The following is a 12688-nucleotide window of genomic DNA, read 5'->3' as shown; positions in this document are numbered from 1 at the left end:
TGAAGCAGAGCTTTCAGGATGTTGTTTTTAAACATCTTTCAGAAACTGCCTCCGGTGAGGCTTTTCCAAAGCTGCCTAAAAAAGTTCTTGGAGCATACAAAAAAATCTGGTTACATCAAAAAAATTTTGATGGGAGTAAAAATCTTTGAGCAGTTCGACGGCGCGTGCCGCCTCCGATGCCGATACGAAGGTTGGCGCGCTGATACGGGCGCGGCGGCGGCAATTGGGGTTCACCCTGCAACAGCTGAGCGACGCTTCAAACCTGTCAGTCAGCTATCTCAGTCAGGTCGAGCGGGATCACGCAACACCGACACTCGGGTCTCTGGCGGGCATTGCCCGGGCGCTCGGTGTCGGGCTGGACTATTTCGTCGCGCAGCCGCGTGCCCAGGATGCGCTGACCCGCGCTGCGACACGGCCGAATTTCTCCATTTCCGGTTCCGCAGTCAGCTATGAACGGCTGGGCACCGAGTTTCCGGGAAACCAGCTCTCCTCTTTCATTCTCACCGTGCCGCCAGGATATGCCTCGGAAACGGTGAGCCATGAGGGTGAAGAGCTGATCTTTATCCTGGAAGGGTCCATCACCCAGTATCTCGACGGGGAGGCGATGGTGATGACCGCTGGCGACAGCCTGCATTACCGGGGAAACACACCCCATGCCTGGTCCAACCCGAACGACGAGCCGGCAAAGCTCCTGTGGACCGGCACTCTGACGATTTTCAACGCAGGTGACGAGAAAACCAGCCGTATCGAGCTGGTGTCGCCGGACAAGAGTGCGGTGAAGGCGTCGCCTGGCCGCACCAAAAACAAGAACAAATCCTAACCCCTGACAGACGGAGACGAAGGAATGAAGCTTTTAAGGACCGCACTTCTGGCTGCCGCCCTGGCAATGCCGATTGCGCAACCTGCCAGTGCCGCGACGCCGGACAACCTTTTGGTCGTGGCGCAGAATATCGATGACATTGTCGCCATTGATCCGGCACAGGCCTACGAGTTTTCCTCCGGCGAACTCGTGACCAATGTCTATGACCGGCTTGTGCAATATGATGCCGAAGACCCGACAGTTCTGGCCCCGGGCCTTGCAGCCGAGTGGCAGACCGATGCCGATGCAAAGACCATCACGTTCACGTTGCGCGATGATGCGACGTTCCATTCCGGTAATCCGGTTCGTGCGGAAGACGTCGTGTTTTCCTTCGCACGCGTCATCAAGCTGAACCTCACCCCGGCTTTCATCCTGGCCCAGCTCGGCTGGACGGCTGAAAATGTCGAGGACATGGTCACGGCGGACGGCAACAAGGTCATCGTCAAATACGAAGGTGATTTTTCGCCGGCTTTCGCCCTCAACGTCCTGGCTTCCCGTCCAGCCTCCATCGTCGATGAAAAGACGGTGATGGAGCATGAAGAAGACGGCGACATGGGCAACAAGTGGCTCAACGCCAACTCTGCCGGTTCCGGCCCGTTCGAGCTGCAGACCTACCGCCCGAGCGAATTGGTGCGTTACAAATCCAATGCCGACTACTTCAAGGGTGCTCCGAAGGTTGAAGGCGTCATCATCCGTCACGTTGCCGAGGCTGCTACCCAGCAGTTGCTGCTTCAGTCCGGCGATGTCGACATGGCCCGCAACCTGACGCCGGACCAGATCGCCGGCATGGATGGCGACGCCATCAAGGTCGAAACCTATCCGCAGGCAGCAGTGCACTTCCTTTCCTTCAACCAGAAAAAGGATGTGTTGCAGCCTGAAGCGGTGTGGGACGCTGCCCGTTACCTCGTCAACTACAAGGGCATGACCGACAGCTTCCTGAAAGGCCAGATGGAAATTCATCAGGCGTTCTGGCCAAAGGGCTTCCCGGGCTCCTACGACGAGACGCCTTACACCTACGATCCTGAAAAGGCCAAGCAGATCCTGGCCGACGCCGGCATCGAGACGCCGATCACGGTAACGCTCGACGTGATCAACTCCACGCCGTTCACGGACATGGCCCAGTCGCTGCAGGCAAGCTTTGCCGAAGCCGGGATCAACTTCGACATCATCCCGGGCACAGGCTCGCAGGTCATCACCAAGTACCGTGAGCGCAGCCACGAGGCGATGCTGCTGTACTGGGGGCCGGACTTCATGGACCCGCATTCCAACGCCAAGGCCTTTGCGTATAACAGCGACAACTCCGACGACAATTATCAGGCAACCACCACTTGGCGGAATGCCTGGGCTGTTCCGGCGGAGATGAACGAGATGACCAAGGCAGCGCTTGCCGAGAGCGATCCTGAAAAACGCAACGAGATGTATGTCGAATTGCAGAAGGAAGTTCAGGCCAAGTCGCCGATCGTTATCATGTTCCAGGCAGCCTATCAGGTTGCCATGGACCCGAAGGTCGAGGGCTACGTCAACGGTGCCACCTCTGACTTCGTCTACTATCGTCTGGTGACGAAGAACTGACGCTGAACACCGAGCCGTCCCGGTTCTCCCGGGGCGGCTTTTTATTGCTGACAGCCGTTCGCTGATTGACCAATCCTTCCGGAGTTTCCTGAAATGTCTTCCCTTTCCGATCAGCGTCTTGCCGCGCTGCGCGAGCGTATGTCCGCGACCGGAACCGATCTTGTCGCCATCGGTCCGTCCAGTCACATGATGTATCTGGCCGGTCTCGATCCCCATGGCGACGAGCGGCCCGTGATGCTGCTGGTTTCGAAAAGCCACGCAGGATTCCTGATGCCGGCGCTCAATGTCGACAGCTCTCGCCGGAAGACCCACCTGCCGTTTTTCCCCTGGCGCGATGACGATGGCCCGGACGCCGCGCTCGCCACCTTGCTGGCCGTTTCCGACCTGCCGGAAGCGCCGAGCGTCGTTATTGACGAAACCATGCGCGCCGATTTTGCCCTGCTGCTGCTCGACGCGCTTCCCGGCGCTTCACGCCGGTTCACCGGTGACACGGTCGGGCACCTGAGATCTCGCAAGGATGACGATGAATACCGACGCTTGAAGGCCAGTGCCGTGCTCAATGATACGGCTGCCATGGCCGGCTTCGACGCGCTGAAACCCGGCATTACGGAACTCGAGATCGCCGCCGCCATCCGCGATGTCTACAAGCAGGCCGGCGCGACACCGGTTTTCACCTCGGTCTGCTTCGGCGGCAACGGCGCCTTTCCGCATCATCACACCGGCGAGACGCAGCTGAAGGACGGTGACGCGGTGCTGATCGATACGGGCGGCCGTCTGGAGGGGTACCCATCTGATATGACCCGGGTCGGTTTCTTCGGAACACCGACAGCGGAATTTGAAAAGGTCCATGCGATTGTGGACCAGGCCGTGGAAGCCGCTCTTGCGGCTGCAAGGCCAGGTGTCGCCGCGAAAACAATCGACAAGGCAGCCCGGGATGTCATTTCAGCGGCAGGCTATGGTGATTTTTTCACACACCGGACAGGTCACGGCCTTGGAATAGACATACATGAGCCTCCATATCTGACGGCGACTTCCGAAACCGTACTGGATGAAGGTATGGTGTTTTCAATCGAACCTGGGATCTATCTTCCCGGTCAATTTGGCCTGCGTCTTGAGGAGATTGTCATCCTGCGCGCCGATGGACCGGAAATCCTCTCCGACTTGCCGCGCGTGGCGGTGGTAAGGTGAACGCTCGGCGATAGATGGGCACGAAGGTGTTTCGGGAACGGGGTCGGATTGCCGCTTCTTCGTCATTGAAGAAGCACGAAACTCTTATAGAGCTTCGCGGAAGGCCAGCTTTGAAGCTTGGTCTTTCGCGAAACCTGACCGTGAAGACCGAAATGGATTCATGCTTGAAGTAATTGAACTGGACATTCCCGAAGTCAAGATTATCTGCCCCAAGCGGCACGGCGACAGCCGTGGTTTCTTTTCCGAAACATACAACAAAGCTCTGCTGAGTGATGCCGGAATTGACATCGATTTCGTGCAGGACAATCACGCCTATTCCGCGGAAAAGGGAACGGTTCGCGGATTGCATTTCCAGATGCCGCCCTTCGCGCAGGACAAGCTGGTGCGTGTGGTGCGCGGCGCGATACTGGATGTTGCTCTCGATCTGAGACTGGGCTCGCCAACCTACGGCCGGCATGTGTCGTCGGTCATTTCCGCTGAAAATGGGAAGCAGATCCTTGTTCCCTCCGGGTTTGCCCATGGATTGGCGACGCTGGAACCGCACACCGAGGTTCTCTACAAGGTATCGCAATACTACGCACCAGAGCACGACCGGGGCATCCTGTGGAACGATCCCGACCTCGCTATCGATTGGGGCCTGGCAGAAGCCGATGCCATCCTCTCCGCCAAGGATCGGGGCCTGCCACGGTTAGGCGAAATCGGCGCCTGTTTCTCTTGTCCGGAGGCAGCGGAAGGATGAAGGTTCTCGTTACGGGTGGTGCCGGCTTTATTGGATCCGCGGTCGTCCGAAAGCTGGTGTCGCAGGAGCTTGCGGACGTCGTCACGGTCGATGCCCTGACCTATGCCGGGAACATGGCCTCTCTCGCGCCAGTCATGGAGGCGCCTCAGCACCGCTTTGTGCACGCTGACATCCGCGACGCTGAGGCAATGGCCGGTCTCCTGGAAACGGAAACACCCGACGCGGTGATGCATCTGGCCGCCGAAAGCCATGTCGACCGGTCAATAGATGGCCCGGCTGCCTTTATCGATACAAACATCGTGGGCACCTACACCTTGCTGGAAGCGGTGCGAACCTACTGGTCCGGCTTGCCATTGCCGCGCAAGGAGGCCTTCCGGTTTCATCACGTTTCCACAGATGAGGTCTATGGCAGTCTCGGGCCGACGGGAGCCTTCAAGGAAACGACCGCCTACGCGCCGAATTCGCCTTATTCCGCCTCAAAGGCTGCATCAGATCATCTGGTCAGGGCTTGGCACCATACCTATGGACTGCCGGTGGTCACCACCAACTGTTCCAACAATTATGGGCCTTACCAGTTTCCGGAAAAGCTGATCCCCTTGATGATCCTGAACGGCCTTGAGGAGAAGCCGCTGCCGGTTTACGGAGCGGGAGCCAATATTCGGGACTGGCTTCATGTGGACGATCATGCGGATGCGTTGTGGCAGGTACTGACGCGCGGAACGCCAGGGCAGGTCTACAATATCGGCGGCGATGCCGAACGTCAGAATATCGACGTCGTTCGCCTGATCTGCGATCTTCTCGATGAGCTGGTGCCTGTCGGTAAACCCCGGCAAGAGTTGATTACCTTCGTGTCTGACCGACCCGGCCACGATGCGCGTTACGCTATGGATATTTCCCGGATTTCTGCCGAACTGGGCTGGCGGCCCCGGCATTCTTTTGAAAGCGGATTGCGTCAGACGGTCGACTGGTATCTGGGCAATCGCAACTGGTGGGAAGAGGTTCGCACCGGCCGCTATGCCGGCAACAGGCTGGGGCTTGGGACTAATGGGGTATCAAATCTACCGGCCGGTGCATCATGACACGCATTCTACTCACCGGGGCGAACGGCCAACTTGGCCATGAGGTTGCCAGGCAAGGCCTGGAAAAGGGGCTCGATCTCGCAGCGCTGGACAGATCGCAATTGGATATTACAGACCGCACTTCTGTTGCGGAGGTTGTCGGGCAGCTTGTGCCCGATCTGATCGTCAACACGGCTGCCTACACTGCTGTTGATCGCGCGGAAACCGACCGGCAGGCCGCCTTTGCGGTCAATTGCGATGGAGCCCGCAATCTTGCGGAAGCCGCGCAAAAGCACGGATCGGTCCTGATGCATTTTTCCACGGACTATGTCTTCGACGGTACACAACATCATGCTTATGTCGAACAGGACGACGTTGGCCCCATTGGTGTGTACGGCGAAAGCAAGGAGGCGGGTGAAACGGCCATCCGCGCCGCGACCGACCGTCACCTGATCCTGCGCACCTCTTGGGTCTACGGCGCTCAAGGCGCCAACTTTGTCCGGACAATGCTGAAGCTCGCGCAGGAGAGGGGGCAAATTCGCGTTGTCAACGACCAGCGCGGATGCCCGACGTATGCAGCGGATCTCGCGGAAGTCGTGCTGCGACTGGCCGAACGGATTTTGAACAATCAGATTGGGCAGGACGGTTACGGAACGTTTCACTGTGCCGGTCAGGGCGAGGTGACCTGGCATGGGTTTGCGGACAAGATATTCGAGCTTGCCGGCGAGCGCTTCGGCAACAAGCCCGAGCTGATCGCCATTCCGGCGTCTGAATTTCCGACACCCGCAAGGCGGCCGGTAAACTCGGCGCTTGATTGCTCAAAACTGGCGCGGGTCCATGGCCTTGCCATGAGACAGTGGCAGGCCGCACTGCGCGACATGCTGGATCAACTGGAACGAAATGCCTGATTTTAATTAGTCATGTGGACGGAAGTGGAGTTGGAAAATGAAAGGCATCGTGCTTGCGGGCGGAAGCGGAACACGTCTCTTCCCGGTTACCAGTTGCATCTCCAAGCAGCTGTTGCCCGTCTACGACAAACCGATGATCTATTATCCATTGAGTGTCCTGATGCTCGCCGGGATAAGAGATCTCCTGATCATCACGACACCACGTGATGCGGCGGCCTTTCAGAGCCTTTTGGAAGACGGTACGCAATGGGGCGTGAACATACGCTATGCGGTGCAGCCGGAACCGGCCGGCATCGCGCAGGCATTCCTGATAGCCGATGACTTTCTTGCCGGTCAGGAATGCGCCCTCATCCTGGGGGACAATCTCTACTATGGCCATGGCCTGACGGAAATGCTCGCGCGGGCCTCGCAACGAAAGTCCGGCGCGACCCTGTTCGGTTATGAGGTTGCCGAGCCGGAGCGCTATGGCGTCGTGGCATTAGACGCCTCCGGAAAACCGACTTCGATAGAGGAAAAGCCAAAAACCCCGCGCTCCTCCTGGGCCGTGACGGGGCTATACTTCTATGACAAGGACGTCACTGACATTGCCTCCGACATTCGTCCGAGCGCACGGGGTGAGCTGGAAATCACGGATGTGAACGCCCGCTATCTGGAACGCGGAGACCTCCATGTCGAACAACTCGGTCGCGGATTTGCCTGGTTTGACATGGGTACGCACGACAGTCTCATCGAGTCCGCCACCTTCGTACAGGCCATTGAAAAAAGACAGGGACACCGCATCGCCGTACCGGAAGAAATTGCGTTCAAGAACGGCTGGATCAGTGCGACCGATCTGGAACGCCTGAGTGAAGATTTTTCCAACAGCGGATATGGGGACTATTTGCGGAAAATCGTTTCCAGAAGATTTTGATGGATTTTATCAGATGAAGATTAGGTGGAATACTTTTAATGGAGAGAAGAAAAAAATGAGAAATTTTATAATATTGAATGTTAGAAATAGTATCACGTTGATTTGTCTTTGATCAAAAGGAAAATAAGAAAAGATTTTTAGTGAGTATTGATCAATTCGTCTAAGAACGAAGGGCGAGGAAAAGACCTGAAGAGCATCTGTCACAGTTTTCTTAGCGCCTGGATTTTCAATTGAAATTGAAAGATCTGCAAAGATCAAATCCGATGGCAAAGCAGTTTTGGCCGTTGAATGTGGTTGACTGGAAAACTCGGTGCACATTGCAGGGCAGCCAAATGGCCGAAGGTACGGCGAAGAAACAGCCGTAACCTACTCAACAATCAAAAAATGATTTGGGGAAGTTGGTGTTGGTCGGGCAGGCCGGATTTGAACCGACGACCCCTTCACCCCCAGTGAAGTGCGCTACCAGGCTGCGCTACTGCCCGAACGGACCCTACCTAGCTTGTTCGCATGACAAGCGCAAGCAGGTTATTGCGTCTGGAGAGGAGCTTTTCCAGACTTCTGTAAAGTCCGGCCAAAGACCGCGCCGCCGGATAGTGAAGGGCGCCCGTGGCCCAGCTTTTCGGCGGCGATCAGGCCCCACGCAAGTCCGTACAGCATATACATATGCCGCCAGTGGTCCGTGTCGATAATTGCGGAGAGGATCAGATGTGCCACAAAAACTGAAAAGACACATTGCGTGAAGGCCGTCCACGGACGTGATTTGAACAGGAGCGGCACAAGGGCACAGAATGTCCAAAGCGCCATCAGAATATAGACCGAGCCGCCAAGCCAGCCGTAGGTGGTGAAGCCTTTCAGATAGACGTTGTGCTCGTCCTCCGGGAAATACTTGTGGAACTCCAGCGCCCCAAGTCCGAGGGGGCGGTCCATCACCATTTGAAACCCGAGCGAGTATCTGGCGAAGCGGCCAAGGCGGGCACCATCATAGGATTGCACGAGCTTTGCGCGTTCGGCGAACATATCGGCGACCGTGTCAATGGACAGCGCCGCGCCCAACAGGGCGACCACTGAGAGAATGCCGAGTGCCCCGAGCATAACGAGGCGCACTCGGCGCGGGCCGGCCTTTTCGGTGACAAGCGCCAGAAAATACACCATCAGGACCGATGCCGTGAGGACACCCCAGGCACCGCGCGAAAAGCTCAAGAACACGCCAAGCATCAAAATGGCGAGCGGCACCAGCAGATGCAGGTTGCGCAGGACAGACTGGCGAAGCAGCTTTTGGATCAGGAGCAACGCCGGCAGCACAAGAAACGGACCGAACACGTTGGGGTCCTGGAAAGTGCCGCGGGCTCGGTCATACAGCGTGAAATAGGATGCACCGGGGAAGAGGTGGAAATAACCGGCGATCCCGATGGCCGCCACCAGCACGGCGCTGGTGATGTAGCCGCTCTGGATGACCCGGAACCGGCCGGGGTCTTCCGCAATGATGGCGGCATAAAAGATGGCCGTGATTGCCAGAAAGCCGGAAACGGCAGTATACATGATCGCATCGCCCATTTCCTCGGCCATGGGAATGGAGGCTATGCCGCCGGCGATATAAAGCATCAGGCAGATGATCAGCGGACCGAATTCACGCCGAAGTTTAAGGCCGCAGGCCAGCCAGACGACCAGTAGAAGCGCCATGTACAGTTCATAAGGCGCAGGTTCCTTGATCACGAATCCCGAAAGGAAGGCAGCAAGCCAAAGCGCACCGTTGCCCAGACTCTTCGTCTGAAGACCGATGGGCGCGCGTGCATGGGGCGTACCGCCGAAAGGTTCGATCGCAAGGCTCAATAGGCGTTCTCCGTATTGAGCAGCCTAAATGGCGTTTGAAGAAGGATCTTCAGATCGAACAGGATCGACCAGTTTTCGATGTAGTAGACGTCGCACTCTACACGTTTCTGGATCTTTTCCGGTCTGTCGACTTCGCCGCGCCAGCCGTTGATCTGGGCATAGCCGGTAACGCCGGGCTTCACCTTGTGGCGGGCGAAATAACCGTCGACGACGTCGTCCCAGGTCTTGTTGTCGGTGTGGGCGTTCACCGCATGGGGGCGGGGACCGACGAGCGACAGGCTGCCGCCCAGAACGTTGAAAAGCTGGGGCAGTTCGTCAATAGAGGTTTTGCGAATAAATCGCCCGACCCGTGTGACGCGCGGATCGCCCCTCGTGACCACCTTTTTCGCATCCGGATCGGCCATGTCCGTATACATGGACCGGAATTTCAGAACTTCGATGATCTCGTTGTTGAAACCATAGCGCTTCTGCCTGAACAGGATCGGTCCCTTGCTTTCCAGCTTCACGGCGATGGCAGCGGCGATCATGACCGGAAACAGCGTGAGGATGGCCAGAGAGGCAAAGACCAGGTCGAAGACGCGTTTGGCCACCATATCCCAGTCGGCAATCGGCTTTTCGACCACATCGACGAAGGGAACCGTGCCGATGAAACTGGATCCACGGTTACGGAAGCGAACCTTGTCCGTGTGGGCCGACAACCGGATGTCGACCGGCAGGACCCATAGTTTTTTTAGAAGCTCGAGAACCCTTTTCTCTGCGCGCAAGGGAATGCAGACAATGAGCATGTCAATGCGTGCAAGCCTTGCGAACTCCACAAGGGCGCTGATGTTGCCGAGTTTCGGGTAGCCGGCCACGACCGGTGGTGACCGGTCGTTGTTCCGGTCATCGAAAATACCGCAAATACGGATGTCATTGTCTGGCTGTGCTTCCAGATCATGGATCAGCTCCTGTGCGGCCGTGCCGCCACCGACAATGATGGCGCGCCTTTCCAGGCGGCCCGATTTCATCCAGTGCCGTACCAGCCGGTAAACAATGAACCGGGACAGGCAAAGGCCCGTCAGACTTGCGGCGAACCACGCGCCGATCCAGGTTTCAGAAACCTCCGTGCCCACGCCTGTCATGGTTCGCAGAAGTGCAAACATGGCAAACACAAGGGTCCAGCCGGCAGCAACGCGCCCGATCTGCGACAGGCCCTGGCGCATGACCGGCACCTGATAGACATCAGCCGCCTGGAAAAAGGCGAGCGCAAAAAGGATGGCGGCGCTGGTGACAAACAGATTGCCAAGTCCGAAGCCCGCGGCTTCCGGGCTGCTGATGCTTGCGACAAGGGCCGTGCCAACAATCAGCAGGACATCCGTCAGGCGCACCATGCCGGTCAGAACAGTGGCGGAAATACCCTTGCCGCCAAGTCCTTTTGCAATTTCATAAGCTTGGGCTGAAAGGCTGCTGTTGGCGGCAGACAGAACCTTGATGTTGGTTTGTCCGGTTGCCCCTTGCACGCTTTGCCTGAGGTGTTTTTCCAGCCGGTTGCCCAACGCGGACGCATCGCCTGAATCGGGATTGGGTTCGAACGGATCTGTAGGTTTTAAAACACGGCTTCTCATTATTGGTTGCTCGATCTGGCAAGTACAGTCTGCACGTGGCTTGCCGCGGAGACACTTTCAACCCTGGCGGACGACGAGCTATCGGTCGGAGCGATGCCCTGGATTTCCTGATAGAGGGTCGTAATTCTGTCGTTCATCAGGTCGACCGAGAATGTTTCGGCAAGACAGCTGCGCAGACTTTTTGCCTGCTGAGCCATTTGTGCCGGATCTGCAAGGGCTTCTTCCATGGCCGTGGTGAGTTTGCCGATATGACCCGGCGCCACCAGGCGGTTGGAGTAGCGGCCGAAAATTTCCGGAATACCGCCGACCCGCGTTGCGATCAGTGGTCGTTCCGCGGCCACGGTCTCCAGAATGATGTAAGGCATGGCTTCCGCACGCGAGGGAACAACCACAGTTCTCGCAAGTTTGAACGCCTCTCGGGCGGGCAGGGCACCGTGGAACGTAATTGCGCCCTCCAGCCCCAGCTTTTTGACCATGTTCCGATAGCGCTCTTCGTCGGGGCCTTCGCCAACGATGTGAGCCTTCGGCGCGGTGCCGGTTTTCAGGCGAATGTTGTAAATCGCCTCGATGAAAAGGTCCGGTCCCTTCAGATCCCGCAGCATGCCGATGTAGAGGAAATCGGCGGCATCATGATTGGGGGAAACGGGTTGGAATTCGTCTGCTGTCAGCCCGTTGTAAACGATTCGCGAGCGCGCTCTCGGAAGACCGACCTTGCTTTCATAAGCTGCCGCCTCGTAGTCCGAGACGAAGATCAGCCCGTCCGTCATGCGGCCGAGAAGACGCTCCAGCAAGTGATAGACACGGCCTTCGAACCGGTTGGGATCGTAATGCAGACTGCCACCGTGCGGGCAATAGACCCGGGCGGTTTTCTGGCCGCGCAACCGCAGCACAGTGCCGATCAGGCGCGCATACGCGCCCCCTTTGGCTCCATGTCCATGTAGAATGTCTGGTTTGAGATCCCGGATGTGCCTGTAGAGGGAAACAGTCGCCGTCAGGTCCTGGATGGTGAGCTGACGTTTCATGGGAAATCGCGCAAGGCCAAGCGAAAGTTTCGGCTTCACTTCCTCAAGAAGCTGATTGTCGAACGCACTGCCCGTGCTGCTGTCGCATACGATCCCGACATCGTGTCCCGCTTCCGACTGGCAGATAGCAAGATCCCGAATGTGGCGGAAAATGCCGCCAATGGGCGAACGCACGCAATGCACGATCCGCATTGGGGTCGTTGTCATGATGCAATATCCCTGTATCCACCCCCAGGTTTCTTTTTGAACCTGTGGGGCCCTGAGACTGCATCCTAACAAAGGGTAGTGAGTCCACCGTTAACTTAGCGGAGGCCTAAAAATAACGTTCGCGGACGTAAATTGTGTCACCGGGGCGCACTGGGTCCGAAATAGGAACACGACCGTTTAGAATTTCACCGTTGAGCTGCCGGGTGATATCCACATTCGATTGAAGCGCCCGCGCACTGAAACCGCCCGCCGTTGCGATGGCGTTTTGAACGGTCATGCCGGCGACGTAATTATACTGGCCTGCATTTTGCACTTCACCCATGACGAAGATCGGGCGATAGGTGTCGACTTCCACCGACACGTCCGGATCGCGGATATAACCCTTGCGCAGCTTGGTTGCAATTTCGGCTGCCAGTCCTTGCTGCGTCTTGCCGCGCGCTGCGACGTTGCCGACCAGCGGGAAAGAAATATATCCAGCCTGATCAACAACATAAGTGTTCGACAGGTCGTCCTGGCCAAACACGATAATGCGCAGCTTATCGCTCGAGTCCAAGCGGTAAGGCTGGGTCAGTGTTTCATGAAACGCTGTCGGCGGCTGTCTGTACCCGCTGCATGCAGCAAGGCCTAGGCACAGGCCCAGGACAACAAGCGCTCTCATTCGCATCAACGACTCTCCTACAATTCGGAGACAGGATCGCGCTTTATGGTTAATTGAGGGTGAAGAGCAGAAAAGACATGCTGGATACCCTGTCAAATATGCGCATGCATTTCTTAACAGGGCCGCCAGGGAA

11 protein-coding genes and 1 tRNA gene are annotated in these 12688 nt (G+C 57.2%); 7 read left to right on the top strand and 5 right to left on the bottom strand.

The genetic code is table 11. The annotated features are described in order from the left end of the window. Window positions 1-145 precede the first annotated feature (145 nt). The 7 genes from AC2A6O_RS02795 to rfbA all read left to right on the top strand — a co-directional run bounded on the left by AC2A6O_RS02795 (window position 146) and on the right by rfbA (window position 7234). Window positions 146-820: a cupin domain-containing protein gene (locus AC2A6O_RS02795; RefSeq protein WP_498925645.1), complete on the top strand. Its 675-nt coding sequence runs from the start codon at window positions 146-148 to the stop codon at window positions 818-820. A 24-nt stretch (window positions 821-844) separates the two neighbouring features. Further along, window positions 845-2431, top strand: coding sequence for an ABC transporter substrate-binding protein (locus tag AC2A6O_RS02790; protein ID WP_498925644.1), 1587 nt, complete (start codon window positions 845-847; stop codon window positions 2429-2431). Between the two features lie 93 nt (window positions 2432-2524). After that, window positions 2525-3619 carry a M24 family metallopeptidase gene (locus AC2A6O_RS02785; protein ID WP_498925643.1) on the top strand — a complete coding sequence of 365 codons (1095 nt, stop codon included), beginning with the start codon at window positions 2525-2527 and terminating at the stop codon, window positions 3617-3619. Window positions 3620-3779: 160 nt separating this feature from the next. Then, window positions 3780-4358 (top strand): dTDP-4-dehydrorhamnose 3,5-epimerase, encoded by a 579-nt coding sequence (rfbC, locus tag AC2A6O_RS02780; protein WP_498925642.1) that lies wholly within the window; start codon window positions 3780-3782, stop codon window positions 4356-4358. Then, window positions 4355-5437 carry a dTDP-glucose 4,6-dehydratase gene (rfbB, locus tag AC2A6O_RS02775; RefSeq protein WP_498925641.1) on the top strand — a complete coding sequence of 361 codons (1083 nt, stop codon included), beginning with the start codon at window positions 4355-4357 and terminating at the stop codon, window positions 5435-5437. The genes rfbC and rfbB overlap by 4 nt, the downstream gene beginning before the upstream one ends. Next, window positions 5434-6324, top strand: a complete 891-nt coding sequence (gene rfbD, locus AC2A6O_RS02770; protein WP_498925640.1) for a dTDP-4-dehydrorhamnose reductase — start codon at window positions 5434-5436, stop codon at window positions 6322-6324. Before rfbB ends, rfbD begins: the two co-directional genes overlap by 4 nt. A 37-nt stretch (window positions 6325-6361) precedes the next feature. Continuing rightward, window positions 6362-7234: a glucose-1-phosphate thymidylyltransferase RfbA gene (gene rfbA / locus AC2A6O_RS02765; protein ID WP_498925639.1), complete on the top strand. Its 873-nt coding sequence runs from the start codon at window positions 6362-6364 to the stop codon at window positions 7232-7234. 405 nt (window positions 7235-7639) lie between these two features. Here rfbA and AC2A6O_RS02760 read toward each other — a convergent pair. From AC2A6O_RS02760 to AC2A6O_RS02740, 5 genes are all read right to left on the bottom strand, one after another. Then, window positions 7640-7716: transfer RNA gene (locus AC2A6O_RS02760), tRNA-Pro, on the bottom strand. A 43-nt stretch (window positions 7717-7759) separates the two neighbouring features. Further along, window positions 7760-9064 (bottom strand): O-antigen ligase family protein, encoded by a 1305-nt coding sequence (locus AC2A6O_RS02755; RefSeq protein WP_498925637.1) that lies wholly within the window; start codon window positions 9062-9064, stop codon window positions 7760-7762. After that, on the bottom strand, window positions 9061-10668 hold the full coding sequence (locus AC2A6O_RS02750) for an undecaprenyl-phosphate glucose phosphotransferase (protein ID WP_498925636.1): 1608 nt from the start codon (window positions 10666-10668) through the stop codon (window positions 9061-9063). Before AC2A6O_RS02750 ends, AC2A6O_RS02755 begins: the two co-directional genes overlap by 4 nt. Continuing rightward, the gene (locus AC2A6O_RS02745; protein ID WP_286192624.1) at window positions 10668-11897 is read right to left on the bottom strand and encodes a glycosyltransferase family 4 protein; all 1230 of its coding nucleotides are present in this window, start codon (window positions 11895-11897) and stop codon (window positions 10668-10670) included. Before AC2A6O_RS02745 ends, AC2A6O_RS02750 begins: the two co-directional genes overlap by 1 nt. Before the next feature lie 106 nt (window positions 11898-12003). Then, the gene (locus AC2A6O_RS02740; RefSeq protein WP_148584300.1) at window positions 12004-12561 is read right to left on the bottom strand and encodes a polysaccharide biosynthesis/export family protein; all 558 of its coding nucleotides are present in this window, start codon (window positions 12559-12561) and stop codon (window positions 12004-12006) included. Window positions 12562-12688: the final 127 nt, after the last annotated feature.

The organism is Labrenzia sp. ATLA3, assembly GCF_057180185.1.
Note: the sequence above shows the minus strand (reverse complement) of the source record. Positions and strands in the feature narration are given on the sequence as shown.